This window comes from Mycobacterium sp. ENV421 (assembly GCF_002887815.1).
In the GTDB taxonomy this organism is placed as follows: domain Bacteria; phylum Actinomycetota; class Actinomycetes; order Mycobacteriales; family Mycobacteriaceae; genus Mycobacterium.
Genome location: NZ_PDHO01000004.1, coordinates 67438 through 92625, shown reverse-complemented (window position 1 = coordinate 92625; position 25188 = coordinate 67438). Strand labels below are relative to the sequence as shown.

The following is a 25188-nucleotide window of genomic DNA, read 5'->3' as shown; positions in this document are numbered from 1 at the left end:
AACTCATTGGCCAGACATTACCGCCGCGGAGCCTGCCGGGTTAGCCTCGACGGGACAGCGTTGCCGTAGGAGTCTGGGGGAGTTGACACCGTGAGCGAACCGACCCGAGCCGAGATCGCCCGCGCGTTCGCCCAGCACCGATTCGACGACGCTCTTCCGCATCTGGCCCGCGACGTCGTGTGGACCATCGTCGGCTACTCGGTGCTGGAGGGCGCCGACGCCGTCGCCACCACGTGCCGTGACACTGCGGGCGGTCTCGCCGCGACCGTGGCCACCTGGGACCGGTGCCTCACGGTGGAACAGGACGACACCGTCGTCGTCGAGGTGCTGGGCCGATACCGGCGTCAGGACGGCGTCACGATCGTCTCCAGTTGCCACATCTGCCGATTCGCCGGCGCCGAGATCACATCGATCACGTCCTACGGCGTCGAGGTCGACCCGGACTCGGTAGGCGCGCCCAGCGACGTCCGGCACGCCGCCCACTGACCGTCACAGCAGCGGGGTGTCGTACCCGTCGTTGTCGCCATCGCAGATGCTGAGGTTCGGGCTCACCACGTAGCGGGCCTGATTGCCGCCGGCCCGCCGCGCCTCGTACATCGCGGTGGTGGCCAATGCCACGATCTCGTCGAGGATTTCGTGGGGCGGGTGCTCGACCAGCGGGTGCAGCGGGGTGCTCACCACACCGATGCTGGCCGTCATCCCGGCCGGCGACGACGCGATCGCACCGCGGATCCGCTCGATCAGCGGTGACGAATCGGGTGTCGTGAAGCAGTCCGCGACAAGGAATTCCGCCTCGCTGACATGTCCGACGATCGCGTCGCGGCGCACCGTCTCACGCAGTGCCTGGCCCGCGGCCACCCGTGCCCGGTTGCCACCGCGGTTGCCTGCGACGGCGACCATCGCCGCGAAGCTGTCGATGTTGACGACGGCGATCACCAGAAAGCGGTCGTCGCCGCGGTTGCGTGAGGCCAGCAGGGTGGACGTCTGCAGATAGAACGCGTCGCGGTTGAGCAGTCCGGTGAGCGGTTCGACGGCGTCGGCGCCGTCCTCGGCGCCGGTCAGCCACACCACCAGCCGGCAGGCGAAGGCCGCGAACACGTACAGCAGCAGGATCAACGCGACACCGGCCAGCGCCAGCGGAAGGTCGGCTCCGGCCAGCTGCACCGTCAGGTAGATCAGGGTGCCGAGGGCGATGGTGAGGACCGTCGCCAGCAACCGCGGACCGTGGAAGAGCGCGGCGTACCCGATGATCAGTGCGAACGACGAGGCGCCCAGCAGCCCGTACAGCGGGACCACCGGAACGATGCATCCGATCGCGATGGACACCGCGGCGACGGCGACCAGCACCGCCGACTCGGTCCGGGTCGGCCAGCGATGCCGCAGCCAGATGAACGTCGATCCGAAGCACAGGGCCGACACCACGATCAGCAGGGATTGGCTGAACGGCCACCGCATGGCGGCCGAGCTCCCGATGGTCGACAACGTGATCAGGCCCAGCGTGAAGACGCTGCCTGCGATCACCCGAGAGGTGTAGGTCTGCGCGCCGCGGGCCGCGAGCAGAGCGGTCAAGGTGTAGTACTGATTCGCGGATCGGGTGGACAACGCCAGACGCATTACCCCACCCTTCGTGATCGCACCGCTGCTGCACGACTTGTCAGCAACGAAATCGCGGTTGCGCTACCGATGCCGGGTTCCGAGCCTAGCGAACGCTTTCTGCACTGGCCACCCCCGGTTTTCTCAGTTTTTCCGGAGACGACAATTCGGTCGGCGTGGCGAACGGCCGGATTTGGTCACGCTGCGACGACGACGGTCAGCTCGTTGCCTGCCCGCTCGACGTGCATCCCGGCGCGGCGGGCCACGGTGGCGACCGCGGCTGCGTCGCCGGGTTCGGATCGCGACGTCGCGAGCGCTCTGGCGAACCGGCCCTTGTGCGCCTTGTTGAAATGCGTGACGACTGTTCGGCGGCCATCCGGGTGTTCGGCGAGGACGTCGACGCGTACCGCGCCGGGCAGCCGGCCCAGCGCCGCGTACGAGCCGGACCGCAGGTCGACGATCAGCTCGGTGGCGGCCATCTCGGCCAGGACCGGCTCGAGGACCGGACGCCACCGAGCCGCGAGCGTCGCGCTGCCGGGCAGTTTGGAGGTAGCCGACAGCCGGTATGCCGGGATCGGGTCGTCGGCGCGGAGCACTCCGAACAGGGCGGAGCCCACGGCCAGCCGGGCGTGGGCTCGCGCCTTCGCGGCGCCGCGCAACGACTCCACATCCAGGGCGTCGTAGAGCACACCGGTGTAGCGGACGATGGCCGGCAGCGTCGGGGCGGTCAGCAGCGCGGCATTGCGGTCGATCTCGGCGTCCTGGGCGGGGGAGATCCCCAGCGCCGCCCGGCACGCCTCGGGATCAGCGGCCAGCGTGACGAGTTCGTCGATCAGGTCTTGGCGCAGCGGCGTCAAAGCCGGGTTGCTCAGACCGTCGAGTCGCAGCGGGGGTCCGTCCCCGCCACTGCGTTTGGTCTCCGACGGCGGAAGCAGAACGATCACGGTCCAGACGGTAGCGGGCTGCGCGCGACGCCCGTACCGGCCCCCGGCCGCGACGCTGATAAATTTGTCGGTCAGTGTTTTGACACAACAGGACACGACTCACCAGAAGCGCATCGAGGGGTAAAGGGTGGCGTCGGCCGAGCAGCCGGGCCCTGACGACGAACTCCGGCAACTGTGGCAACTCATCAACCATCTGCCGGGCATCGTCGGATATTGGGATCGCAATCTACGCAACAGGATTGCCAATGATGCCTACCTGCAGTACTTCGCGATGGCGCCGCACCAGGTGCACGGCCGGCATATCCGCGAGGTGGTGGGCGAGACCGTCTACGCGCTGAATCTGCCCTACATCATGGGCGCCCTCGCCGGCCGCGAGCAGCTGTTCGAGCGTGAGATCGTCGGCCTCGGCGGGGTCACCCGTCGCACGCTGCTTGCCTACATCCCCAACATCGTCGACGGCGACGTGCACGGCTTCTATGTCCAGGGCACCGACCTCACCGCGGAGGCGCAGGCCGAGCGGACCCTCGACGACGCGCGACGGCTGTTCGAAATCAGCATGGCCAACGCCCCCTACGGAAAAGCGGTTGGGATGACCACCGGCGAGTTGTTGCTCGCCAACCCGGCGCTGTGCGCGTTGACCGGGTATGACGCAGACGAACTGGTCGGCCGCGACTACCGCGAGCTCATCCACCCCGACGACGTCGCTGCCGGTGACGAGGAGATGGCAGCGCTGCTGGCCGGCACCGTCACCCAGGTCTCCTCCGAGCGCCGCTACATCCGCCGCGACGGGAGTGTGATCTGGATGCAGCGCAGCGCGGTCCTGGTGCCCGGCCGGTTACCGGGTGCCGAAGATTTGATCATCGCGCAGTTCCAGGACGTCACCGCGCGGCGGAGCGCCGAAGCCGAACTGGCCCGGCTGGCCGTGACCGACCAGCTCACCGGGCTCTACAACCGCCGAGCTCTGGTCAGTCGCGTCGCACAACACCAGAGCGCCAGGCCGGGAACGCCGGTCGGCATGATCTTCATCGACCTGGACGGCTTCAAGCATGTCAACGACTCGCACGGGCACGCCACCGGTGACGTCGTCCTCGCCGAGGTGGCTCGCCGCCTGGGTAACGCTGTCGAGGAACCCAATTCGGCGTACCGCCTCGGCGGTGACGAGTTCGTGGTTTTGCTTCCGGAGGCCGCGCGGGGCGCGGAGGTGCGCGCTCTGTCGGTGGCCGTGCACTCCGCGCTGACCGGCCGCTACGCCGCTGACTCGAGCGAGTTCGACCTCACCGCATCGGTGGGGTGGACGTGGGGGCACGCCGACACCGCCGAGGACCTCATCCGCAAGGCCGACATCGACATGTACCGGCACAAGGCACGGCTTCACCAGTCCGCCGTCGGTGGCGACCGCGACGTCTGATAAACCGTCTCACCGTGAAGGCAATCAGCAGCGATATCTGGGATGTCATGTCGACGGCCAGAACCATCCGGCGGTTCACCTCCGAGCCGGTCGACGACGCGACGCTGAGCCGCTGCCTGCAGGCCGCGACCTGGGCACCGTCGGGTGCCAATGCCCAGGGCTGGCGATTCGTGGTGCTGCGTTCGCCCGAACAGCGGGCGGTGGTCGCCGAAGCGGCCGCCCGCGCACTCGAGGTCATCGAGCCGGTGTACGGGATGAGCCGGCCCGCGCCGGAGGACACCGGCAGGCAGGCTCGCAACAACCGCGCGACCTACGAATTGCACGACCGCGCAGGGGAATTCACCTCAGTGCTGTTCGCCCAGCAGCACTATCCCACCGCCTCGGAGCTGCTGCTCGGCGGATCGATCTTCCCGGCGATGCAGAACTTCCTGCTCGCTGCCCGCGCTCAAGGGCTCGGCGCCTGCCCCACCGGTTGGGCGTCGTACGGCGGTGCGGAACTGTTGCGCGAGGCGGTCGGCGTGCCCGACGACTGGCTGATCGCCGGCCACGTCGTCGTCGGCTGGCCGCGGGGCAGGCACGGGCCGCTGCGGCGCCGACCGCTGTCGGCCGCGGTCAACCTGGACCGGTGGGACGCGCCCGCCGACGAACTGCTGGCCGCCGACGACGCTCAGCCGTAGGACAGCAGCAGCGGCACCCGCTGTTCGGCGCCGGTCAGCGAACCGTGCTGGCCGATCAGTGCCGACTCCATCGGCTCGGCCGTCCGTCGCACCAGCGCGGCGCGGTCGCGGGTGGCGGCCACCACGTCGCCGATCCGGGCACGCACCCGGTCGGTGACTGCGTCACCGAACCAGCCCGCGGTGATCGCCTCCTCGCGCGAGACCACCCAGGCGTGCTCGGCCAGCGTTTCGCGCCAGGTGGCCAGGACGTCCGCGCCGGCGCCGTCGCGCACGTAGACATGACGGGCCCGCGCCTCGCCGCCGATCGCCGCCACACCGTCGAGCAGACCGGCGGCGGCGTCGAGGTCCACGGTGGCCGCGCCGTCGACAGCCACCATGCCGTGATCGGCGACCACCGCGAGCAGCCCGCCGGCCGGCAGTGCCTCCACGACGGACTCCACCAGCCGGTCGACCTGCCGTAGCTCCATCCGCCAGGCCGGTGATCCGGGTCCGTAGAGGTGGCCCATCAGATCGAGATCCGCGTGGTAGCCGTAGCAGAAGCCACCGCCGGCGACCGTGGCGCGGACTTCGGCTGCCAGATCACCGATTCCGATCACCCCGACGTAGCGGCCGCCGCGCAACACCGCCCGGGTGAGCCCGGAGCCGGTGAACTCCGCGCCGGAGATCACACTGACCGCCATGCCTGCTGATGCGGCGCGCTCGAAATTCGTTGGCAGCGGCTGGATTTCCTCGGGGACGGCGCGGTCGCGTGCGTCGTCGCCCCACGGGTGCGGACGCCACCGCAATGCGTTGATGATGCCCACCTCGGGCAGCCGGAAGGACAGGCCGACCATGCCGTGACCGCCCGACGGCAGGCCGGTGCCCACCGCCGCCAATCCGGCCGCGGTGGTCGACGGGAAGCCCACATGCAGAGTGCGGCCGCGCAGCCCGGCCAGCACCGGGGCGTCGGCGGCGTAGGTGTCGAGCAACTCGGCGCCCAGTCCGTCGATCAGCAGGACGCACGCTCCGGCGACGGGTCCGGGCAACTGGATACGCGGTTCGAAGCCGGCCACGCCCATCGCGGCCAACACCGACGGCACCACGTCGGCCAGGTGGGGGATGTCGGCATCGAGGTGTGGCAGGTTCACGGCATCGAGCCTGCCATGTCCTCAGGGCTTGCCGAAACCGGCTTTCGTCAGGATCGCCTGGCCGGCCGGGCTGGTGACCAGATCCACGAATTTGCCTGTCAGAGTGGGATTGCCGGACTGCTTGAGGGCTGCGATCGGATAGGTGTTGACCGCACCTGCCGCTTCGGGGAACGACACCGCCAGAACTTTGTCGCCCGCGGCCGCGGTGTCGGTGACATAGACCAGTCCGGCGTCGGCCTGACCGCTGGTGATCTTGTTGAGCACGTCGGTGACCGAGGACTCCTCGCTCACCGGAGCCAGCTTCACTCCGGTCTTGTTCTCGACGCTCTGGGTGGCCGAACCGCACGGCACCTGCGGGGCGCACACCACGACGGTGAGGCCCGGTTTGGCAAGGTCTTGAAACGTCTTGATGCCCTTCGGGTTTCCGGGGGCGACGGCGATGGTCAAGGTGTTGGAGGCGAAATCGACCGGCGCCCCGGCGAGCAGTCCGGCTTGGCGGGCCTTGTCCATGTTCTTGGTGTCGGCGGAGGCGAAGACGTCGGCGGGAGCGCCTTGGGTCAGCTGGGTCACCAGATCCGAGGAGCCCGCGAACGAGAACTCCACGGAGGCACCGGGATTGTCCTTGCTGAACTGATCGCCGATCGCGGTGAAGGTTGTCTTCAGCGACGCGGCGGCGAAGACGATGATCTTCTTGTTGCCCGGCGAAGTCGGCGTGGACGACGGTTGCTGTGCCGAGGAACCGCAGCCTGCGATGAGAAGCAGCGCGGCGGCCAGTGCCGGCATCAGACGTGTGATCACTTCGGTCCTGACGTTTCGACGATGACGGTGGTGGCCTTGACGACCGCCACCGCAACGCTTCCTGGTTCGAGGTTCAGGTCCCGCACGGACTCACTACTCATCAGCGAGACGACGGTGAACGGCCCGCACTGCATCTCCACCTGGGCCATCACCGTGTCGGTGACCACTCTGGTGACCAGCCCGGCGAACCGATTACGGGCGGAGCTGGCGACCGACAGCGGGTCCTTCGGGCCCGCGGCGGCGTTCTTGCGGGAGTACGCGGCCAGCGCTGCTCCGTCGACGGTCTTGCGGCCGGACTGGTCGCTGCCGGTCGGCAGGGCGCCGTCGTCGATCCAGCGCCGGATGGTGTCGTCGCTGACGCCGAGGAGCTCGGCGGCCTCTCGGATTCGCAGCATCGGCACGGCCGAACTCTAGCCGATTCTACCCGCGTTTGCGGAGTCACTGTGCGGTTCTATCCGCAGATACGGTAAAGCGGTGCATCGGTCGGCGCGGTTGCGTCCGCGTCGTAGGGTGTCGCCGTGCGACTCATGCGCGGCAGCGCACCGCTGGCGGCGGCACTGGCGCTGGGCCTGCTCGCGCCGCAGACGGCCGACGCCGATCCGAATGCGTTGTGGCGGATCGTCCACGACCAGTGCGTCGTCGATGTTCAGCTGCATCACGACCCGGCCCCGTGTTCCCGCGTCGACCTCGGCCGCGGAGAGAGCGGCGGTTACGCGGTGCTCAAGGACATTGTCGGAGACCGCCAGTATCTGCTGATCCCGACCGCCCGGATCCCGGGTATCGAGAGCCCCGAGCTAGTGGCGCCCAACGCCACCAACTACTTCGGCGCGGCATGGCAGTCCCGGTCGTTCGTCGAGCAGCGGGCCGGCGGAACCATCCCGCGAGACTGGATGAGTCTGGCCATCAACTCGGCGACCGCGCGGACGCAGAACCAGCTGCACATCCACATCGACTGTCTGCGCGCCGACATTCATGACGCGCTGCGCGTGGCGGCCGGTGCCATCGGCGCGACGTGGGCGCCGGTCCCGGTTCCGCTGAGCGGTCACACCTATTGGGCGAGGACCGTCGACGGCGCCGATCTCGACGCCAACCCGTTCACCCTCCTCGCCGACGGCATCGACGGCGCCCGCGACGACATGGGGGAGTACACGCTGGTGGTCGTCGGTGCCACCGACGACGCCGGCCGGCCGGGCTTCGTCATCTTGGCCGACCGCGCCGACGACACCGGAAATGCCGGCGGTGAAGAGTTGCAGGATCACGACTCCTGCCCGCCGACCCTTCCGGCGACGCCCAACACCGCGAAATAACCGACGGCTCAGTACGGCGGCATCTGCCCCTGGCCGGACGCCCCCGCCATCCCGTTGAGGGTGTCAAGAGCATGGCGCAGCTGAAGCTGGGAGAGCAACGGTCCCGCCGGAGCCGGCGGCTGCTGATCGGTCAGCGTCCACGGCTGGCAGCCGTCGGTCTTGAATGTGGCGTCGCCCGGATCGATCTGGACCACCGCCGGTTTCTTGGTCAGCGCGTTGTCGACGTTGGTCTGGCCGTCGGGTCCGCCGGTGCGCTTCCAGTAGCACGCACCGCCCTCGAAGGGTCCTGCCGATGCGTAGGTGCCCGGCACGATGTCGACACCGACCTTGTAGGTGCCGTCGCTGTCGATGGTGGACTTCGGCGCGCCGGCCGGCGTAGCGCCGGGTTCCGGCGTCGGTGTCGCACCGGGCGTGGGTGTCGGGGCTGACGCGTCGACCGGACCGGGTGCGGGCCCGGTCGGGGACGGCGACGGCGCCGGGGCGGTGGTCGGGTCGGCGGCTGCGATACCCCCGCCGACGACGCCGGCGGCGACCGCCAGCGCACTGATCGCGATCACATGTGTTATTCGACCCACGTCAACTAGGGTAACCCGGCGCCGGGTCATGCCCGTCCGGACTGCGTTAACGTCAGCTATGCCCAGCTTCACCGACGCCGTCGCGAGCGGGATTCCGGTGCTCACCGACGGCGCGATCGAGACCCGTGTCATGTTCGAGACACCGATCGTGATGGATCCCGATGTGCAGGTCGCCGGGTTGCTCGGCAACCGGCAGGGTGAGGCGGCCTTGCGCGCGATCTACCGCGGCTATCTCGATGCGGCGACCTCGAGCGGTGTGCCGCTGGTGATCGGCACACCCACGTTCCGGGCGAGCCTGAACTACACCCGTCGCGCCGGCCTCGGCGACACCGCGGCCGTCCGGCGGCTCAACACCGCCGCGGTCGCCTTCCACCACCAGTTGCTCGCCGGGCAGACCGGCCCGCCGGTATGGATTGCCGGGGTGCTCGGCCCGGCCGGCGACGCCTACCGGCCCACCGAGGCGCCGTCGGAATCTGCTGCCTTCGACTACCACCGGCCGCAGATCGACGCCCTGGCCGAGGCAGGGGTGGATCTCATCTTCGCGGCCACCTTCCCCGCGGTCGGCGAGGCGCTCGGTGCGGCCCGGGCGATGGCCCGAACCGGATTGCCGTTCGTCGTGTCGTGGGTGCTCGGTCCGGACACCCGAGTCTTGGATGGAACCCCGCTGGACCAGGCGATCCGGCAGGTGGACGACGCCGCGGCGCCCACCTACTTCTCACTGTCGTGCATCCATCCGACGGTCGCCGCCCGCGCCCTCGAAGCGAGTGGGGATGCGGTCGACCGGATCAGCGAGGTGAAGGCGAACGGGTCGGCGCTGAGCCCCGCCGAATTGGTGACGTTGGACCATGTCGACAGCGACCCGCCCGCCGAATTCGCCGCCGCCATGGACGACATCCGGCGCAGTTACGGGGTTGCCATCGTCGGCGGGTGCTGCGGCACCACTGACGAACATCTGCGCGCCCTCGGGGCGCTGCTCACCCGGTGACGGAGGGTCAGGCGGTCTTGCTCAGCAGGGGAAGCAGCAGGCGACGCCGGTTGAGAACCGCGTCGTCGAACTCGTGCTCCGCCTCGGCGACCGAACCCACGACCGGGAACACGACATCGCTGTCCCTGCGCAGGCGGCGGTTCACCGCGTCGCTGCCGACCACGGCCCATTCCACGCCGGCGACGGCGCAGACATCGTCGATATCGCACAGCAACCGGATCGCCTGCGGAGTAAAGGAGCTCACACCGGACAGGTCCAGAACGAACGGCTTCTCGCCGAGGACCAGCCGCTTGGCGCATTCGGTGACCCGGTCGACGTTCACCGAATCGATCCGTCCGCTGACTGCGACAACCGTTGCCATGTGCCGAGAGTGTGCTCGAACGTGGGCGCCCTCGTAGTCGACAGCGGGGTTGCCGTATCGCGACGTGAAGCTCGACATGGGTGCCTCATTTCGGTCCTGTTGCGTGTGTGACGGGGTGTAGACCGCCTCAACTTGACCCAAACGTTATGCCGCAAATTTAAGGTCACCGGGAGCAGTGGCTAAATCCTTGGTAAGAACCCAACTTTCGGATCCACCCCCCGAAACCGGGCAACGCCGGCCACGTGGCGGCTACCGGAGGGCGGGCAGAACATCATCCGTAAGCAGGGTTACGGACTTCCACGCTTCCTCCACCGGCATACCGCCAACCAGCGGATGCATCACGATTGGGCCGTAGTTTGCCGATCCCCGGACCTCGTCGATCAGCTGGTCGGGAGTGAGGAACCGGTACCTGCCGGAGGCGCGGACCTCAGCCAGGGTCTGCACACCCGGCAGGTGCATGGACGACCGCGACGGGTCGTCGGACCACGCCCCGTAGGTGACCGCCTCCCACAGAATGTGGCTACCGAGTTCGGCCCACGCCCGCTCGGGATCTTCGTGCAGATAGATCATTCCGCGGTTGACTGCGGGCGGCATGAGGACGAACGGCTGAAGGTCGGCCTCCCGGCACAGTTCGGAGTAGTACTCCGCGAGGTCGGGCCGATGGTCGGGCAGGCTCAGCGGCAGACCGAACCGCACTGCCCGCCGGACGGTGGCCCGAACGCCGCCGCCGACATAGAGCGGAGGGTGCGGCGTGGTCCAGGTGCCCGACACGACGCCGGTGTCTCCGGTCCAGGCCGCCAGCATGGTCTCCAGCAATTGATCCATGAGTTCGCCGCGCCGGCCGAAGTCCACCCCGAGGGCCCGGTACTCCTCTTCCCGGTAGCCCAGACCGACCGTGGTGTGCAACCGGCCGCGGCTCATGGCATCGACGAGCGCGATGTCCTCGGCCATACGCACGGGGTTCCACAACGGTCCCAGCGCGCAGTCGATGCTCGCGAAGATGTTGGCCGTGCGGGCCAGAAACATCCCCGCGATCATCACCGGATTGCAGCTCCAGCCGTGGCCGGTGACGTGATGTTCGTCGACGCTGATCGCGGCGATTCCGTGCCGGTCACCGAACTGCGCCAACTCCATTGCAGCCGAAAGCAATTCACCCTGGACGCCCGGATCTCCTCCTGGAGAGGCGAAATTGAAGCGGAGAATTGCAAGCATCTGAGCACTGTATTGCCGTGACTGCGCCAAACTCGATGCGAACTGGTCACGATTTGGCCGCTGTGCTCGGTCGCCGGAAAGGACTGTCGGCGGCCGTCGCTACGGTGACGGCGTGCGCGAGGGCTCGGCCGCGGTGACGACGGCATTGCAGTGGCTGGGACTGTGGATGGTCGCCACCGCGCTGCTGGGGTTCGTCGGCATGCTCAACAGCCTGGGGTGGGTGCTGGCCGCGCTGAGCGCGGTGGCGGTCGCGGTGAGTGCGTGGCGCGCGCTGCTGGCCTGGCTGGATCACCGCCGAGCCCTCCGGCGCGATGCGCTGTACCGCGCCACCGGGCAGGCTGCCGTCGACGCCATGACCGGCGTGGAGTTCGAGCAGTACGTGGCCGCGGTGCTGCGAGGTCTCGGCTATACAGTCGAAATCACCAGGGCCACCGGTGATTTCGGTGTGGATTTGATCGCGACCCGCGACGACACCCGCACCGCGGTGCAGTGCAAGCGGCAGAGCCGGGTGGTCAACGGCTCCGCTATCCAGCAGGTCGTCGCAGGCGCGGCCGTCCATGACTGCACGGCGACCATGGTGGTGTCCAATCACCGGTACACCAGGGCCGCTCAGCAACTCGCCGAGGTCCACGGTTGCGTGCTCGTCGACCGCACCCGCCTGGCGCGGTGGTCACGGGTTCGGCGCTGAACTCGTGGGTGCTAACCGGCTGCGGTAGCCGCGTCGATCGCCCGGAACTCCTCCTCGGTCAGTTCGATCGCGGCGGCGGCGACGTTCGATTCCAGGTGGTCGACGCGTGAGGTGCCGGGGATCGGCACGATCGCCGGGGAGCGCTTCAGCAGCCAGGCCAGCGCGAGCTGGGACGGGTTGGCGCCGTGGTCTGAGGCCAGGGAACCCAACGGACCGTCGGTGTCGGCCAGCGGACCGGCGGCAAGCGGGAACCACGGGATGAACGCGATGGATTCGGCTTCGGCCTCCTCCAGCAGAGGTTCGGCCGTGCGGGTGGTCAGGTTGTAGAGGTTCTGAACCGACACGATCGGGGCAATCTTCCTGGCGGCCCTGAGTTGGTCGACGTCGATCTCCGAGAGCCCGATGTGCCGGATCTTGCCCTCCTGTTGCAATTTCGCGAGTTCGCCGACCTGGTCCTCGAGCGGGAAGTTCGGATCGATGCGGTGCAGTTGATGCAAGTCGATGGTGTCGACGCCGAGCCGGCGCAGGCTGAGTTCGACCTCCTGGCGTAGGTAGCTGGGATTGCCAAGCGGTATCCAGACGTCCGGACCCGTGCGGAGCAGCCCGGCCTTGGTGGCGATCACCACGTCGTCCGGGTAGGGATGAAGAGCCTCGTGGATCAGTTCTTCGGCGATGTAGGGACCGTAGGAATCGGCGGTGTCGATGAAGTTGACGCCCAGCTCGACCGCGCGACGCAGGACTCGAACGGATTCGTCGTGATCTTTCGGCGGGCCCCAGACACCTTGGCCGGTGAGTCGCATCGATCCGAAGCCGAGCCTGTTCACGGTCAGATCACCGATGGTGATGGTGCCGGCCGCTGCCGCGTTCGTCATGGTGCTCCGTTCATCGTGGGTGGGATCTACCTCGAGCCTGGCATCGGTGCCCGGGCCTGTCCATCGACGGCGTGGATTTCCGGTCCGTGGTTCACTCCTTCTCGATGACGACGTATCAGCCAAACATCCTTGCCCGCGGTCTGGATGTCGTCTTCTGCGGTATCAATCCGGCGCTGACGGCAGCGGCCGACGGCCACAACTTCTCCAGCCCCACCAATCGGTTCTGGTCGGTGATCCACCTGGCAGGGTTCACCGACCGGCGGTTGTCGGCAGCCGAGGAGCGCACACTTCTGCAATACGGTTGTGGCATAACGGCTGTCGTAGCGCGGCCGACGTCGAGTGCACGCGAAGTGTCGACGCTCGAGATTCAGCAGGCGCTGTTGTCGTTCGAGTCCACAATGCGTGCGGTATCGCCGCGCGTGCTGGCGTTCCTGGGTAAGCCGGCAATTTCGGTGGTGCTCGGCACCGCGGCGGTGAGCTGGGGCCGGCAATCTGCCCCGGTGGCCGGCTCGACCGCGTGGGTGCTGCCCAACCCGAGTGGCCGCAACAGGCGGTTCACCACCGAGGCGCTCGTCGCGGCCTACGCCGAACTGCATGCTTTCGTCCGAGCCGGCGCAGACGGGTAGGCCTCAGCCGACGAACCGGTCCCGGTAGGCGCCCAGCCGCTCGGCGACCTCGCCGGCGTCGAGTCCCACATCGGCGAGGTCGTAGATCACCTCGCCGTGGCGGCCGCGGGGATGCTCGGCGATGAACTCGGCCATGGCGGTTCGCACCTCGTCGTCGAACGGCTGATCGGCCGCCGCGTAGATCGCCGCCAGGGTGCCGGCCTCGTCGGCCATGAAGTCGGTGAACCGCACGTCGATCGACTGATCGGCCGGGAGCACGTCGCGGTCGCGCAGGCAGCCGCTGAACAGGTCGTCGGCCCGGTCGAGCCAGTACCGCGCGATCATCACCGGATCCGGCTGGGCGCAGGCCATCCGCGAGGCGTAGGCGATCATGGTGACCATCGACCGCGTCACCTCGACCGGATTCCGATGTGTCACAACGAAAGTCGCGTCGGGAAAGGTGGCGTACAGGGTGGGGAACTGCTCGAGGTGTTGCGGCGACTTCAGCACCCAGCGGGTGCCGCCACGCAGCCACTGCATGGCCTGCAGCTGACGTTTGAGGTAGGCGTACGACGGCCCCTGGTCATGGGATTTGTAGTGTGCGGCGAACGACGGCAGATAGTAGGTGGTCTCGAACAGCATGCCGGAGATGTCGTTGGCCAGCAGCTGGATCTCCTCGTGCGCATGGTCGACGGTCATGTCGTGCATCCGCTTGAACTCCGGCATCGTCGTCTCGATCAGGTCGAGTCCCGCCGTGCATCGGTCGCGGCGTGCCTGGTCCTCTTCACCGGGAGCGGGGAAGGGTTCCAGGCTCTCCCAGTAGGGCAGGTATCGGATGTTCGGGTCGGCGGCGATCAGGTTGTGCAGGTGGGTGGTGCCGGTGCGGGGCAGCCCGCAGATGATGATCGGCCGGGCGATCTCGATGTCCTCGATCTCGGGGTGCTCGGCGACCAGTGCTTCCAGCCGCAGCCGGTTGACCAGGTTGCCGACCAGCTGCTCGAAGACCACGGCCACCCCGACGTCGGAGAGCCCGGCCTCATCGCGCAGGGACGCGGTCAAGACGTCCAGTCGTTCCCGGAAGCTGTCGTCGCCCCACCCGGTCAGCCCGGTGCGTTGGGTTGCCGTGTCGAGCAGCGCTTCTGAGGTCAGCTCGAGGATGGATCCGTAACCGGCGAGCGCGTCCCGGATCGGCTGGGCGGCCTCGGGGAACACCGGCTGCGCCAGGTCGGTCAACCTGATCGGCTGGGGGCGCTGCACGTCGGCGGTCATGCCAGACCCCCGGCGACCTGAGTGACGTCGACGACCCGGCAGGTGGGCCGTTTCGGGGTTTCCTCGGGCAGGAACCAGCGCAGCCAGATCAGGCCCTTGGTGCGCCCCGCCGTCGACACCCAGTTGGGGTGGCCGGGATCGGTGTCGCTCACCACGATTCGCCAGGACCCGTCGGGTTCGTAGGTGACGTGCGCGCCGTTGATCGTGACCCGCTCGTAGGTGTAGTCGTAGGTGTGCAGGAACGGATTCCACAGGCACAGATTCCAGAACACGCACTCCGGCGACGTGCCGTCGATGATCAGTGCCTGGCCGGGCTGCAGCTCGTAGGCGCCCATCGCGTACGCCGCGTCGCCGGCGGCCCACCCGTAGGTCTGCTGCGGAACCGGGTAGGGCTCGGCGATCTCGTTGGCCGGCTCGACCTTGGTGGGGATGAATGAGTACTGCTCGGCGAGCCAGGTTCGTGCGGCGCGCAGCCGACGGACCAGGTCGGCGCGATCGTCGTGCTTGCGGGCCGGGGGATCGATGGCCTCGATCTTCCACTGCGCCCGGCGATCTGTTTCGGGGTTGTCCAGGTAATCGCGGGTCAGTGCGACGACGGCGTCGTCCTCCAGCTCGAGCCACGCACCCGCTTGCGGGTCGGGGCTGATGGTGAAGTCGAAGTTGCCGTCGGCGTCGAACTGCAGGGAGCGGTCGTTCAGCGTTCCGACGATGCGGTTGCTGTAGTGGCCGTCGTCGGGCCCGCCGTAGACGGTGATCGACAGGTAGACCGAATCGCCCCGGTTGCCGGTCACCCGGTAGGTGCGGGTGGGGTCGATCGGCGCGAGTTGATAGAACGCGTCCGAGTTGTCGCCGCCCCACCGCTGATAGGGGCCGATCACGTCGACGAACCGCGGATTGTCCTTGTCTCCCCAGACATAGGTGTCGACGGCGACGCGCAGCAGGCTGAACGTGAGCCGATACCCGTCGAGGATGTCGGCTTCCGGCAGTGGTGGGTCGCTGGCCAGAAACTTGCGTTCGATCCCGCCGAGTTCGTCGAGCAACTCGTGGAAACCGGTCGACAATTCATCGTCTGCCATGTTCAGTCCTTTTCTCGTGCTTGGGCGCCATGCATGATCAGAGAGCACAGGGTGTCGACGAGGTGGTCGGTGTCGGCCCGCCCGTCGACCAGGGCGCCGTAGAACGTGGTGCCGACCAGCACGTTGAACAACGTGTCGGTGTCGACGTCGGCGCGCACCACCCCTTGGGTGGCGGCGGTCCGAACCAATGCGGCGAGCTCGGCCCGAATCTTGTCGTCGAGCAATTGCTGTGTGCGGATGTGCAATTCGGAGTCTCGGCGCCGTTCGGCGAGGATGCCCAACGTCGCGGCCTCGACCACCGGCTCGCGCCAGAAGGCCACCGCGCCGCGAACGAATTCCCGCAGATCGGTTTCGAAGTCGCCCGACCGCGGCAGTTCGGCTGTGCCACCGTCGGTTCCGAACGCGGCTTCGAAGACGACATGGGCCTTGGACGGCCAACGGCGATATATGGTCGGGCGGCTGACACCGGCGGCCCGGGCGATCGACTCCATGGTCACCTGGTCGTAGCCGACGTCGGTGAGTAGTCGGCGGGTGGCCGCCATGATCGCGGAGTCGGTGCGCGGGTCCCGCGGCCGGCCTCGAACCGGCTCTGGCGCTGCCGCCTCATTGCGATCGGGAGCCGTCATCGAGAATTATGTTCCGTTACGTCACGTAACTTGTCAACAAAGTGTGACGTCGGGGTTGAACCGGTTCACCCCCGGGCATCGTGCCTACACAATGAAGGCGCCCCGACGGCCAGGAGGTCATGCCATGAAAGTCATGCTTCGAGCGCTGGCCGTGGTGCTCTCGGCGCTGAGCATCGCGGTCGCGGCGCCGCCGACGGCCGGCGCCGACGACCAACTGGCGTTCACCGGCACGACGCTGAGCGGCGCACCGTTCAACGGCGCGAGCCTGCAGGGCAAGCCGGCGGTCCTCTGGTTCTGGACGCCGTGGTGCCCGTTCTGCAACGCCGAAGCCCCCAACGTCAGCCAGGTCGCCGCGGCCAATCCCAAGGTGACCTTCGTCGGCGTCGCCGCGCGTTCCGATGCCGGGCAGATGCAGGCCTTCGTGTCGAAGTACAACCTGAACTTCACCAACCTCAACGACGCCGACGGATCCATCTGGGCGCGGTTCAACGTGCCATGGCAGCCCGCGTATGTGTTCCTGCGTCCCGACGGCTCGTCCACGTTCGTCAACAACCCCACCTCGGCGATGTCGGAGCAGGAGCTCAGCGACCGGGTGCAGGCGCTGGTGTCCTGAGCTTTCGAAAAAGTGGATGCGAATCTGACCGGCCTGGCATTGGCCGCGGGGATGGTGGCTGCGCTCAACCCGTGTGGGTTCGCGATGCTGCCGGCCTACCTGACACTCGTGGTGCGTGGGGAGGACGCCGATCCCGGCCGCACCGCCGCGGTGGGCCGTGCGCTGGCGGCCACCGCGGCGATGGCGCTGGGCTTCCTCGCGGTGTTCGGCCTGTTCGGGTTGCTGACCGTCCCGGTCGCCACCGCGGTCCAGCGCTATCTGCCCTATGCGACGATCGGTATCGGGATAGTCCTTGTCGCCCTTGGCATCTGGCTGGTCATGGGCCGGGAATTGACCTGGGGGCCGACCGGGCCGAACTGGCGGGGGGCGCCGACGGCGCGGCTGGGGTCGATGTTCGGCTACGGCGTGGGCTACGCGGTGGCGTCGCTGTCGTGCACCATCGGGCCGTTCCTCGCGGTCACCGGAGCCACGCTGCGTGCCGGTTCTGCTGTCGACGGCGTGCTCGTCTATGCCGCCTACGCCGCCGGCCTTGCTCTCGTCGTCGGTGTACTCGCCGTCGGAATCGCCCTGACCAGTACGGCTTTGGTGGACCGGCTGCGCCGGTTGTTGCCCTACATCAATCGGATCAGCGGCATCGTGCTGATCGCGGTGGGGGCCTACGTGAGCTATTACGGCCTCTACGAGATCCGGTTGTTCAGCGCGCAGGGGGATCCGGCCGACCCGGTGATCGCCGCCGCCGGCCGGCTGCAGGGTGCGGTGGCCGGCTGGGTCTACCGCACCAGCGCCTGGACGTGGGTCGTGGTGCTGGCGGGGCTGATCGCGGCGGCCGCGGTGGTCAGGGTTCGGCGCAGCCGTCACCAGCGGCGCTGATCGCCCGAATCCGTCCGTCGCGCGTGGATATACTCCGCAGCACGTTCGATGCAACCAAAGGGGACGCGATGAAGCGACAGATGCGAACCTGGTGGGCTGCCGGGGCGGCCGTCCTGGCGCTCACCGGAGTGGCCGCCGCGATCGTGACGATCCAGCCCGGCGGTCAGGCCCACGCCGACGTCTGCGCCAGCGCGGGCCGCCGGGTCACGGTCAGTGGATGTGCCAACCTGTCCGACGTGATGGCGCCCTACGTGCCGCCGCCGTCGTACTACGCTCCGCTGCCGGAGGACTACCCGCCGCCACCGCCGCCACCACCGCCGCCGGTGACCGGCTGCGTGGGCTACAACGGCCGCTGGGTCAGCGCCGGCGGCTGTCGCTAGGTCTCTCCCCGCAAGCGTGCGGTTCGGTACTGTCCGCAGGGCGCGTCGCGGGACCAACACGCACACTCGGCGCAACGCAGGAGGACGAACCCCGCAGGCGACGCCTGCGCGGTCGCGTTGACCGCTGATCTCAGGCCAGGTCGAACCTGTCGGCGGTAGCAGTACCTCGCCCAGGCGTTGAGCGCGTGGTCGATCGCCCTGCTGCGATTTGCCGAGCCCCCGCAAATCCACCAGGCAACACTGCCACGGTCGTGTCGGGTTCAACTGACGCACCCACCGTAACGGCGCCCACCATATGCGTGGGATCAGGACGTGAACCCAAGGCGAACTTGGCCGTTGCCGAAGCCAACTTCCAGCCATCCCCGTTGCGCTGCAAATTGATACGCGCGAGACCGGTCAGCACAGACGTGCTTGGTGTCGCCGGGTTGAGCAGCTATATCATTTGAACTCTCGGCAGGAAGTCGGCTGGGTGAACGAGCAGACAGGTGATCACGCCGGGCGGCCGCGTCGAGAACGGTTGCCGCGCAACAGGCAACGGGAACGTGCACTTCGGATGGTGCGTGAGCGCACCGGCGCGGTCGATGCCTCCGAACTCGCCTCGCAGATCGGATTGCACGTGACGACCGTGCGATTCCATCTCGACGCGCTGTGCGACCAAGGCGTCAGCGTGCGCACCCGGGTGAAACTCTCGGGCGCCGGGCGCCGGGCGCCGGGCGACCGCGCACGGGCTTGCACCATGTCGTTGCGTTCCGGCTCACCGTGCACAAGCACATCCAGCCCGAGCTGCTCCTGCATCCCGATCACCTCGGCCACCTCAGCCTTCATCCGGGCGGTGTATTGGGCCCGGTTGATCTGTCCGGCAAGCAATGCGGCGCGCGCCTTGCGGATCGTCGGCGTCTGCGGGGAGGAGCCGATGGTGGTGGTCGGCAGCGGTGGCAGACGCAAGCGGGCGTCCTGGGCCGCTCGGCGCCGCTCGGCGGGTCCACGCCGAACGCCAGACGCGGTGATGGCCTCGATACGTGCCCGGATCTGTGCGTTGTGGAGGCGAGGATCCGTTGTGCGCGACGCGACTGCATCGTTGGATGCCTCGATCGCCCCGGCAGCCGCGTCGCGCCCGTCGCGCAGCGCTTTGGCCAACGTGACGACTTCGGCAACCTTTTCAGCGCCGAACGACAGCCAGCCCCGCAGCCGGGCGTCGATGTCGGTTTCGGCTTCCAGCGAGTAGGGCACATGCAACGTCGAGACCGCCACAGTGTGTGCGGCACCCGACACGGTGCCCAGCGTTGCGAGCGCAGCCTGCAGGTCGGTGCGCCAGATGTTGCGTCCATCGACGCTGCCGGCTACCAGCGTCTTGTCGGCGAGGTCACGTACCGCGGGCATCGGCTGATCGCGGCCTGGCACCAGGTCGACTCCGATAGCCTCGATCGGTGTGCGTGCCAGCGCGGGCAGGGCGGCGCCGAGCTCACCGAAGTAGGTGGCCACGAAAATCGCCGGCCGGTACGGCAGCACCCCCAGCTCACAGTAGGTGTGCTGGGCCAGTTGGGGGCCGTTGTCGATGGTGGAGATCAAGGACGTGGAGATTTCCGAATCGATGCAACGCGCGATGGCGCGCGAGGCGGAGGCCGAGCGGGAGCGTCGCGCGAAGGTCATCAACGCTCGCGGCGAACTCCAGGCCGCCGAGGAGCTGCGACAGGCCGCCGAAACGCTGTCGAGAAACCCGGCATCGCTGCAATTGCGATACCTCCAAACGTTATTGGAGCTCGGCGCCGATCACAACTCGACCGTGGTCTTCCCACTTCCTGTGGACATGATCACCCCATTCCTCAAGCACCCCGAGATTCTGAAGAGCCTCGGCGGCCCTAACGACACCAAGGATTGAGCCGCAACACAATTCCACCCCAACGTGTTCGGGCTCGGGCCACCAGGTTCGAAGCGCGTAGCTTCGCGTCGGCCTGCGTCTACGCCAACTCGCTCCCGCGACGTAGTCGCTTAGCCTGCCAACCTGCAAGCCATTCGGACCTTCCCGCATCGACTGACCGCAGTGGCCCTCGGGGGCGGCGCCGGGTTGATGGGGTGACGGTTCGCTGCGTCGAGATTGTCCGAAGCTTCTCGGGCGCAATCCTCTTAGTGGCGGCCAAGCAAGCCTGTCGCATACGAATCGTCACTCGACGCCAACCGCGAGCGGGACGAAACCCCGCGGGCAAAGCCCGCGGGGTTTCGCTTACTACTCAGGTCAGACGTCGAACCGGTCGGCGTCCATCACCTTGACCCAGGCCGCGACGAAGTCCTTCACGAACTTCTCCTTGGCGTCATCCTCGGCGTACACCTCGGCCAGTGCCCGCAGCTGCGAGTTCGACCCGAAGAGCAGGTCCACGCGGCTGGCGGTGTACTTGTCGGCACCGCTGGCGCGGTCCGTGCCGACATAGGTTCCGTCGTCGGCCGACGACGGCGCCCACTTGGTGCCCATGTCGAGCAGGTTGACGAAGAAATCGGTCGTCAAAGCGCCCGGCTTGTCTGTCAGCACACCCAGCTTGGTGCCACCGAAGTTTGCGCCCAGCACCCGCAGGCCGCCGACCAGCACCGTCATCTCCGGCGCCGACACATTCAGCAGGTTGGCCTTGTCGATGATGTGGTACTCGGCAGGCAGGGACAGCCCCTTGCCCGCGTAGTTGCGGAACCCATCGGCCTTCGGCTCCAGGTAGGAGAACGACTCGACGTCGGTCTGCTCCTGGGTGGCGTCACCGCGACCCGAGGTGAACGGCACCTCGATGTCGAAACCGGCCGCCTTGGCGGCCTTTTCGACACCAACGTTGCCGGCCAGCACCACCAGGTCGGCGAAGGACACGTCGACACCCGCCGAGGCCTGGATCTGCTCCAGCTTGCTGATCACCTGAGCCAGTTCGTCGGGCTCGTTAGCCTCCCAGCCGAGCTGTGGCTGCAGCCGGATCCGGCCACCGTTGGCGCCGCCTCGCATATCGCTGCTGCGGTAGGACGACGCGGCCTTCCATGCCGTCGAAACCAGCTGCGGCACAGTCAGACCCGAGTCCGCGATCGCCGCCTTGAGCGTGGCGACCTGATCGGCCGACAGGCTCTTGCCGGCTGGAACGATGTCCTGCCACAGCCAGGTCTGCTTGGGCACAAGCGGTCCGAGGTAACGAACCACCGGACCCATGTCGCGATGCAGCAGCTTGAACCACGCCTTGGCGTACTCCTCGGCGAGTTCCTCGGGATGATCCAGCCAGCGGCGGGTGATCTCGCCGTAGATCGGGTCCATCCGCATCGACAGATCGGTGGTCAGCATCGACGGGTGGGTCTTGCCGCTGCCCTGAGCCATCGGCACCGAGTTGGCCCACCCGCCATCCTTGGGCTTCCACTGATTGGCACCCTGGGGGCTCTTGGTGAGCTCCCACTCGTTGCCGTAGAGGATCTCCAGGAACGAGTTGTCCCACTTGGTCGGGGTGTGGGTCCAGGTCACCTCCAGGCCGCTGCTGACGGCCTCATTGCCGACGCCGGGGTTGCTCCAGCCCAGGCCCAGCTGCTCGAGCGGGGCGGCTTCGGGCTCCACCCCGTTCTCGATATCGGTGGCGCCGTGGGTCTTGCCGAAGGTGTGGCCACCGACGATCAGGGCCGCGGTCTCGATATCGTTCATCGCCATCCGGCCGAACGTCTCGCGGATATCGATGGCCGCCGCAACCGGATCCGGATTGCCTTCGGGGCCTTCGGGGTTGACGTAGATCAGACCCATGTGGCTGGCGGCCAGCGGGTTCTCCAGCTTGGTCCGGTCACTGCCGGCATAGCGGTCCTGCGAGCCCAGCCATTCAGCCTCGGCGCCCCAGTAGATGTCCTCCTCGGGCTCCCAGAAGTCGGGGCGGCCGAAGGCAAAGCCCGCGGTCGCAAAGCCCATGTGCTCCTGTGCCCGGTTGCCGGCGTAGACGATCAGGTCGGACCACGAGATCTTGCTGCCGTACTTCTTCTTGAGCGGCCACAGCAAGCGGCGGGCCTTGTCCAGGCTGACGTTATCGGGCCAGCTGTTCAGCGGCGCGTATCGCTGCATCCCACGCCCGCCGCCACCGCGGCCGTCCGCGACGCGGTAGGTGCCGGCGGCGTGCCAGGCCATCCGGACGAAGAGCGGACCGTAGTGCCCGAAGTCGGCGGGCCACCAGGCCTGCGAATCGGTCAGCAGGGCATCGAAATCGCGCTCGAAGGCCTCAAAGTCGAGAGTCTTGACGGCCTCGCGGTAGTCGTAGCCTTCGTCCGTCGGGTCGATGGCGGGCGGATTCTTCTGCAGGATCTTGAGATTCACCGCGTTGGGCCACCAATCGCGGTTGCTGCCACCCTCGACGGGCGGCTTGATGCGCATCGGGCAGCCGCTTTCGGCGGGCTCGGTCTGAGCCGCTCCGATTGGGGGGCTGGTTTCCTCAGGCACTGTATTTCCTTTCGGGAGTGGTGAATCGTGCTGCGATCACGGTTGTGCTCGCGAAATCTGCTGGGTGGAGCAGTCGGGACACAGTCCCCAGTAGATGACCTCGGCTTCGTCGAGCACGAAGCCGTTGTTCTCAGACGGTGTCAAACAGGGCGCCTCGCCGACGGCGCAGTCGACGTCGCCGATGACACCGCACGATCGGCACACCACGTGGTGGTGGTTGTCGCCCACCCGCGCCTCGTATCGGGCGACCGAGCCCGACGGCTGGATGCGCCGCACCAGGCCGGCCGCGGTCAGGGCGTGCAGCACGTCGTACACCGCCTGCCGGGACACGTCGGGCAGGCCGGTGCGGACGGCTCCGAAGATGGTGTCGGTGTCGGCGTGCGGGTGCGTGTGCACTGCGTCGAGTACCGCCAGACGAGGGCGGGTGACCCGCAGCTGCGCTGCCCGCAGCTGGTCGGAGAGATCCGAGACGGAGGTCACGTTTTGATAGTCGTCTCTTTTCTGGAACCAGTCAAGAGTTGTCCCGAAGTGAATCCTGCGGGCCTGGTCAGGGGCGTTGAGCCGGGTCGTTTTTCGGACTGACAGTGGGGTTCAGCGGCGCAATCGGGGCCGGGCTGAAGCTGTTCGGCCCGGGCAGGGTGGCCTTACTGGTGGGCTGCACCGACGAAATCGACGGAGTGGGTGCCGGAGCACTGTCCGTGGATCCGCATGCCGAGAACGCGACGACACCCACGCCGGCCAGCGTGACCAGCCAGATCGCTCTCCTGGGACCCTGCATCGCTGAAAGCTACCGCGTTTGGCGGCGAAGTAAGGCCGCGACCGCGCTTTCTGTATGGTGATCGGCGGATCGCGTCCGGCGGCCACCTCGGACCGCACCCGGAAATCAGTCGTCTCGTCAGGAGCAGTTTCGTGCCCCTCAACACCGTTGCGCTCGAACTCGTGCCGCCCAACGTCGACCGCACGCCGGACGAGATGCTCGAGGAAGCGCGCAAGGTCGTGCAGCTGTCCGCGGAGACCGGACTGGACGGCCGGATCCGGCACGTGATGATCCCCGGGATGATCGAAGAGGACAGCGGCCGTCCGGTCGAGATGAAGCCCAAGCTCGATGTGCTCGACTACTGGTCCCGCATCTCGCCGGAGCTGCCCGGTGTGCGCGGATTGTGCACCCAGGTGACCGCTTTCATGGATGAGCCGACGCTGGTCAGCCGTCTGACCGCCCTGCTCGACGCGGGCATGGAAGGCGTGGCGTTCGTCGGTGTTCCGCGGACCATGAACGACGGCGAGGGCGCCGGTGTGGCACCCACCGACGCGCTGACGATCTTCTCCGAACTGGTCCCCAATCGCGGCGCGATCCTGATTCCGACCCGGGCCGAGGAGGCCGGCCGATTCGGTTTCAAGTGCGGCCGGGGCGCCACCTACGGGATGACGCAGCTGCTCTACTCCGACGCGATCGTCGGCTTCCTGACCGAGTTCGCCGCCACCACCGACTACCGCCCGGAGATTCTGCTGTCGTTCGGTTTCGTGCCGAAGGTCGAGTCCCGGGTGGGTCTGATCAATTGGCTCATCCAAGACCCTGGCAATGCCGCTGTCGCCGCCGAGCAGGACTTCGTCCGCACACTCGCCGAGAGTGAGCCGCAGGTCAAACGGCAGCTGCTGGTGGACCTCTACAAGCGGGTCATCGACGGCGTCGCCGACCTCGGGTTCCCGCTGAGCATCCACTTCGAAGCCACCTACGGGATGTCCCGCCCGGCCTTCGACACCTTCGCCGAGATGCTGGCGTACTGGTCGCCGACATCCGCATCCTGACGGTCGCGGCCCATGAAGGAAATGATCGACTTCGACGGCGCACCGATTTTCGCGATCCCGGCGCGTGCGGGCTATCGCGGGTTCGGCGGCTGCGAGGGAATGCTGCTCGAAGGCCCGCAGGGCTGGGGTGAGTTCTGCCCGCCGCGCATCGGCAGTGATCTGGTGGCGGCCCGCTGGTTGACCGCGGCCATCGAAGGCGGAACGGTCGGCTGGCCGGACCCGATGCGCGGCCGTGTACCGGTCGCGGTCGCGGTGCCCACGGTGGGAGCCGAGGAGGCGGCCGGGATCGCCGCCGGCAGTGGATGTCATGCGGCCGACGTGATGGTCAGCGGTCTGCCCGACGATGCCGACCGGCTCGCGGCGGTGCGCTCAGCGCTCGGACCGGACGCGTCGATCCGTTGTCTGGTCGACGGAAGCTGGGACGTCGACACCGCCGCCGCGACGATCCCCGGGCTCGACACCGCGGCGGGCGGTCTGGAGTTCGTGCAGCAGCCGTGCGCGACCGCGCGAGAGCTGTCCGCGCTCCGGCGCCGTATCGACGTGCGGGTCGCGGTTGACGTCTCCGACCTCAGCAGCGACGGGCTGACCATGTCCGAGGTCGCCGACATCGTGGTGCTGGACGCCGCACCGCTCGGCGGCGTGCGCCGAGCATTGCGGTTCGCCGAGAAATGCGACCTACCGGTTGTGGTGTCCGGCGCCGGTCAAACCAGCATGGGGCTGGCCAGCGGCTTGGCGTTGGCCGGTGTGCTGCCCGAGCTTTCCTTCGCCTGCGGGCTGGGCACCGCCGCGGCCCTGGCCGCCGACATCGTGCCCGCCGGACGCACATTGATCACCGTCGACGGGTACCTGCCGGTGGCGCCATCGGCCCCGGCGCCAGACCCGGATCGCATCGCGCAATTCACCCTCGACGATGTCGAGAGCATCGCGTGGTGGCGCGAGCGGCTGCGGACCGCCCGCGAACTTCTCTGAG

At 67.9% G+C, this 25188-nt stretch carries 27 protein-coding genes and 2 pseudogenes; 13 read left to right on the top strand and 16 right to left on the bottom strand.

What is annotated here, in order from left to right:
• Positions 1-90: 90 nt before the first annotated feature.
• Entirely contained in the window at positions 91-486 is a 396-nt protein-coding gene (locus CRM90_RS06720; RefSeq protein WP_102806226.1) for a nuclear transport factor 2 family protein, read from the top strand.
• A gap of 3 nt (positions 487-489) precedes the next feature.
• On the opposite strand, the gene CRM90_RS06715 is transcribed toward CRM90_RS06720, so the two are convergent.
• Together CRM90_RS06715 and yaaA are read right to left on the bottom strand one after the other, a co-directional pair.
• Complete coding sequence (locus tag CRM90_RS06715; protein WP_102806225.1) at positions 490-1614, bottom strand: GGDEF domain-containing protein; 1125 nt, start codon at positions 1612-1614, stop codon at positions 490-492.
• Between the two features lie 176 nt (positions 1615-1790).
• On the bottom strand, positions 1791-2537 hold the full coding sequence (gene yaaA, locus CRM90_RS06710) for a peroxide stress protein YaaA (RefSeq protein ID WP_102806475.1): 747 nt from the start codon (positions 2535-2537) through the stop codon (positions 1791-1793).
• A 127-nt stretch (positions 2538-2664) separates the two neighbouring features.
• On the opposite strand from yaaA, the gene CRM90_RS06705 reads away from it, so the two are divergent.
• Together CRM90_RS06705 and CRM90_RS06700 are read left to right on the top strand one after the other, a co-directional pair.
• Positions 2665-3945: a diguanylate cyclase domain-containing protein gene (locus tag CRM90_RS06705; protein WP_102806224.1), complete on the top strand. Its 1281-nt coding sequence runs from the start codon at positions 2665-2667 to the stop codon at positions 3943-3945.
• A 47-nt stretch (positions 3946-3992) separates the two neighbouring features.
• Positions 3993-4622 (top strand): nitroreductase family protein, encoded by a 630-nt coding sequence (locus CRM90_RS06700; protein ID WP_102806473.1) that lies wholly within the window; start codon positions 3993-3995, stop codon positions 4620-4622.
• Here the strand turns inward: CRM90_RS06700 and CRM90_RS06695 are convergent.
• Genes CRM90_RS06695 through CRM90_RS06685 form a run of 3 tightly spaced genes read right to left on the bottom strand, consistent with a single transcriptional unit; the run spans position 4613 to position 6948 of the window.
• Entirely contained in the window at positions 4613-5749 is a 1137-nt protein-coding gene (locus tag CRM90_RS06695; RefSeq protein ID WP_199189804.1) for an alkaline phosphatase family protein, read from the bottom strand. The genes CRM90_RS06700 and CRM90_RS06695 overlap by 10 nt on opposite strands.
• Before the next feature lie 21 nt (positions 5750-5770).
• Complete coding sequence (gene modA / locus CRM90_RS06690) at positions 5771-6532, bottom strand: molybdate ABC transporter substrate-binding protein (protein ID WP_102806472.1); 762 nt, start codon at positions 6530-6532, stop codon at positions 5771-5773.
• 11 nt (positions 6533-6543) lie between these two features.
• Positions 6544-6948 carry a TOBE domain-containing protein gene (locus CRM90_RS06685; RefSeq protein WP_102806223.1) on the bottom strand — a complete coding sequence of 135 codons (405 nt, stop codon included), beginning with the start codon at positions 6946-6948 and terminating at the stop codon, positions 6544-6546.
• A 126-nt stretch (positions 6949-7074) separates the two neighbouring features.
• Here CRM90_RS06685 and CRM90_RS06680 point away from each other — a divergent pair, with 126 nt between their 5' ends.
• Entirely contained in the window at positions 7075-7854 is a 780-nt protein-coding gene (locus tag CRM90_RS06680) for a CDP-diacylglycerol diphosphatase (protein ID WP_102806222.1), read from the top strand.
• Positions 7855-7862: 8 nt separating this feature from the next.
• Here CRM90_RS06680 and CRM90_RS06675 read toward each other — a convergent pair whose 3' ends face one another.
• Positions 7863-8360: an Rv1352/Rv1906c domain-containing protein gene (locus CRM90_RS06675; RefSeq protein ID WP_502693244.1), complete on the bottom strand. Its 498-nt coding sequence runs from the start codon at positions 8358-8360 to the stop codon at positions 7863-7865.
• 127 nt (positions 8361-8487) lie between these two features.
• Between CRM90_RS06675 and CRM90_RS06670 the strand changes: the two genes are divergently transcribed.
• Positions 8488-9414 (top strand): homocysteine S-methyltransferase family protein, encoded by a 927-nt coding sequence (locus tag CRM90_RS06670; RefSeq protein ID WP_158248991.1) that lies wholly within the window; start codon positions 8488-8490, stop codon positions 9412-9414.
• Positions 9415-9421: 7 nt separating this feature from the next.
• Here the strand turns inward: CRM90_RS06670 and CRM90_RS06665 are convergent, their stop codons facing one another.
• A complete protein-coding gene (locus CRM90_RS06665; RefSeq protein WP_353616973.1) occupies positions 9422-9775 on the bottom strand; it encodes an STAS domain-containing protein in 354 nt (117 codons plus the stop codon).
• A gap of 249 nt (positions 9776-10024) precedes the next feature.
• Entirely contained in the window at positions 10025-10987 is a 963-nt protein-coding gene (locus CRM90_RS06660; protein WP_102806218.1) for an LLM class flavin-dependent oxidoreductase, read from the bottom strand.
• Positions 10988-11099: 112 nt separating this feature from the next.
• On the opposite strand from CRM90_RS06660, the gene CRM90_RS06655 reads away from it, so the two are divergent.
• Entirely contained in the window at positions 11100-11675 is a 576-nt protein-coding gene (locus CRM90_RS06655; RefSeq protein WP_102806217.1) for a restriction endonuclease, read from the top strand.
• 11 nt (positions 11676-11686) lie between these two features.
• Here the strand turns inward: CRM90_RS06655 and CRM90_RS06650 are convergent, their stop codons facing one another.
• Positions 11687-12547: an aldo/keto reductase gene (locus CRM90_RS06650; protein ID WP_102806216.1), complete on the bottom strand. Its 861-nt coding sequence runs from the start codon at positions 12545-12547 to the stop codon at positions 11687-11689.
• Between the two features lie 104 nt (positions 12548-12651).
• Between CRM90_RS06650 and mug the strand changes: the two genes are divergently transcribed.
• Positions 12652-13173 carry a G/U mismatch-specific DNA glycosylase gene (gene mug, locus CRM90_RS06645; RefSeq protein ID WP_102806471.1) on the top strand — a complete coding sequence of 174 codons (522 nt, stop codon included), beginning with the start codon at positions 12652-12654 and terminating at the stop codon, positions 13171-13173.
• Positions 13174-13176: 3 nt separating this feature from the next.
• Here the strand turns inward: mug and CRM90_RS06640 are convergent, their stop codons facing one another.
• Genes CRM90_RS06640 through CRM90_RS06630 form a run of 3 tightly spaced genes read right to left on the bottom strand, consistent with a single transcriptional unit; the run spans position 13177 to position 16123 of the window.
• Positions 13177-14421, bottom strand: a complete 1245-nt coding sequence (locus tag CRM90_RS06640) for a sulfotransferase family protein (protein ID WP_102806215.1) — start codon at positions 14419-14421, stop codon at positions 13177-13179.
• Entirely contained in the window at positions 14418-15497 is a 1080-nt protein-coding gene (locus CRM90_RS06635) for a DUF1214 domain-containing protein (protein ID WP_102806214.1), read from the bottom strand. Before CRM90_RS06635 ends, CRM90_RS06640 begins: the two co-directional genes overlap by 4 nt.
• A 2-nt stretch (positions 15498-15499) precedes the next feature.
• The gene (locus CRM90_RS06630) at positions 15500-16123 is read right to left on the bottom strand and encodes a TetR/AcrR family transcriptional regulator (RefSeq protein ID WP_199189803.1); all 624 of its coding nucleotides are present in this window, start codon (positions 16121-16123) and stop codon (positions 15500-15502) included.
• A 133-nt stretch (positions 16124-16256) separates the two neighbouring features.
• Here CRM90_RS06630 and dsbE point away from each other — a divergent pair, with 133 nt between their 5' ends.
• The 3 genes from dsbE to CRM90_RS06615 all read left to right on the top strand — a co-directional run bounded on the left by dsbE (position 16257) and on the right by CRM90_RS06615 (position 17986).
• The gene (dsbE, locus tag CRM90_RS06625; RefSeq protein WP_502693243.1) at positions 16257-16736 is read left to right on the top strand and encodes a disulfide bond-forming protein DsbE; all 480 of its coding nucleotides are present in this window, start codon (positions 16257-16259) and stop codon (positions 16734-16736) included.
• A gap of 12 nt (positions 16737-16748) precedes the next feature.
• Positions 16749-17606, top strand: a complete 858-nt coding sequence (locus CRM90_RS06620; protein ID WP_102806212.1) for a cytochrome c biogenesis CcdA family protein — start codon at positions 16749-16751, stop codon at positions 17604-17606.
• A gap of 68 nt (positions 17607-17674) precedes the next feature.
• Positions 17675-17986, top strand: coding sequence for a hypothetical protein (locus CRM90_RS06615; RefSeq protein WP_102806211.1), 312 nt, complete (start codon positions 17675-17677; stop codon positions 17984-17986).
• A gap of 708 nt (positions 17987-18694) precedes the next feature.
• On the opposite strand, the pseudogene CRM90_RS06610 reads toward CRM90_RS06615, so the two are convergent.
• Positions 18695-19537, bottom strand: a pseudogene (locus CRM90_RS06610) (5-methyltetrahydropteroyltriglutamate--homocysteine S-methyltransferase); the annotation flags it as partial.
• A gap of 4 nt (positions 19538-19541) precedes the next feature.
• Between CRM90_RS06610 and CRM90_RS06605 the strand changes: the two are divergent.
• Positions 19542-19865 (top strand): annotated as a pseudogene (locus tag CRM90_RS06605) (SPFH domain-containing protein); the annotation flags it as partial.
• 354 nt (positions 19866-20219) lie between these two features.
• Here CRM90_RS06605 and katG read toward each other — a convergent pair.
• From katG to CRM90_RS30200, 3 genes are all read right to left on the bottom strand, one after another.
• On the bottom strand, positions 20220-22346 hold the full coding sequence (gene katG, locus CRM90_RS06600) for a catalase/peroxidase HPI (RefSeq protein WP_199189819.1): 2127 nt from the start codon (positions 22344-22346) through the stop codon (positions 20220-20222).
• Positions 22347-22448: 102 nt separating this feature from the next.
• Positions 22449-22892, bottom strand: a complete 444-nt coding sequence (locus CRM90_RS06595; protein ID WP_102806208.1) for a Fur family transcriptional regulator — start codon at positions 22890-22892, stop codon at positions 22449-22451.
• A 67-nt stretch (positions 22893-22959) separates the two neighbouring features.
• Positions 22960-23190 (bottom strand): hypothetical protein, encoded by a 231-nt coding sequence (locus tag CRM90_RS30200; RefSeq protein WP_142391334.1) that lies wholly within the window; start codon positions 23188-23190, stop codon positions 22960-22962.
• A 131-nt stretch (positions 23191-23321) separates the two neighbouring features.
• Here CRM90_RS30200 and CRM90_RS06585 point away from each other — a divergent pair, with 131 nt between their 5' ends.
• The gene (locus CRM90_RS06585) at positions 23322-24218 is read left to right on the top strand and encodes a mycobacterial-type methylenetetrahydrofolate reductase (RefSeq protein WP_102806206.1); all 897 of its coding nucleotides are present in this window, start codon (positions 23322-23324) and stop codon (positions 24216-24218) included.
• Positions 24219-24230: 12 nt separating this feature from the next.
• The gene (locus tag CRM90_RS06580; RefSeq protein ID WP_102806205.1) at positions 24231-25187 is read left to right on the top strand and encodes an enolase C-terminal domain-like protein; all 957 of its coding nucleotides are present in this window, start codon (positions 24231-24233) and stop codon (positions 25185-25187) included.
• The last annotated feature ends 1 nt before the right edge of the window (position 25188 follow it).

Excerpts from the sequence above, each read along its gene's own strand:
- CRM90_RS06680 (WP_102806222.1), top strand. The coding sequence starts at position 7,075 with ATGCGCGGCAGCGCACCGCTGGCGGCGGCACTGGCGCTGGGCCTGCTC.
- CRM90_RS06640 (WP_102806215.1), bottom strand. The coding sequence starts at position 14,421 with ATGACCGCCGACGTGCAGCGCCCCCAGCCGATCAGGTTGACCGACCTG.
- CRM90_RS06635 (WP_102806214.1), bottom strand. The coding sequence starts at position 15,497 with ATGGCAGACGATGAATTGTCGACCGGTTTCCACGAGTTGCTCGACGAA.
- CRM90_RS06615 (WP_102806211.1), top strand. The coding sequence starts at position 17,675 with ATGAAGCGACAGATGCGAACCTGGTGGGCTGCCGGGGCGGCCGTCCTG.
- CRM90_RS30200 (WP_142391334.1), bottom strand. The coding sequence starts at position 23,190 with ATGCAGGGTCCCAGGAGAGCGATCTGGCTGGTCACGCTGGCCGGCGTG.
- CRM90_RS06650 (WP_102806216.1), bottom strand. The coding sequence starts at position 12,547 with ATGACGAACGCGGCAGCGGCCGGCACCATCACCATCGGTGATCTGACC.
- CRM90_RS06715 (WP_102806225.1), bottom strand. The coding sequence starts at position 1,614 with ATGCGTCTGGCGTTGTCCACCCGATCCGCGAATCAGTACTACACCTTG.
- dsbE (WP_502693243.1), top strand. The coding sequence starts at position 16,257 with ATGCTTCGAGCGCTGGCCGTGGTGCTCTCGGCGCTGAGCATCGCGGTC.
- CRM90_RS06630 (WP_199189803.1), bottom strand. The coding sequence starts at position 16,123 with ATGACGGCTCCCGATCGCAATGAGGCGGCAGCGCCAGAGCCGGTTCGA.
- katG (WP_199189819.1), bottom strand. The coding sequence starts at position 22,346 with ATGCGCATCAAGCCGCCCGTCGAGGGTGGCAGCAACCGCGATTGGTGG.
- mug (WP_102806471.1), top strand. The coding sequence starts at position 12,652 with ATGACGACGTATCAGCCAAACATCCTTGCCCGCGGTCTGGATGTCGTC.
- CRM90_RS06665 (WP_353616973.1), bottom strand. The coding sequence starts at position 9,775 with ATGGCAACGGTTGTCGCAGTCAGCGGACGGATCGATTCGGTGAACGTC.
- CRM90_RS06700 (WP_102806473.1), top strand. The coding sequence starts at position 3,993 with ATGTCGACGGCCAGAACCATCCGGCGGTTCACCTCCGAGCCGGTCGAC.
- CRM90_RS06670 (WP_158248991.1), top strand. The coding sequence starts at position 8,488 with ATGCCCAGCTTCACCGACGCCGTCGCGAGCGGGATTCCGGTGCTCACC.
- CRM90_RS06580 (WP_102806205.1), top strand. The coding sequence starts at position 24,231 with ATGAAGGAAATGATCGACTTCGACGGCGCACCGATTTTCGCGATCCCG.
- modA (WP_102806472.1), bottom strand. The coding sequence starts at position 6,532 with ATGCCGGCACTGGCCGCCGCGCTGCTTCTCATCGCAGGCTGCGGTTCC.
- CRM90_RS06660 (WP_102806218.1), bottom strand. The coding sequence starts at position 10,987 with ATGCTTGCAATTCTCCGCTTCAATTTCGCCTCTCCAGGAGGAGATCCG.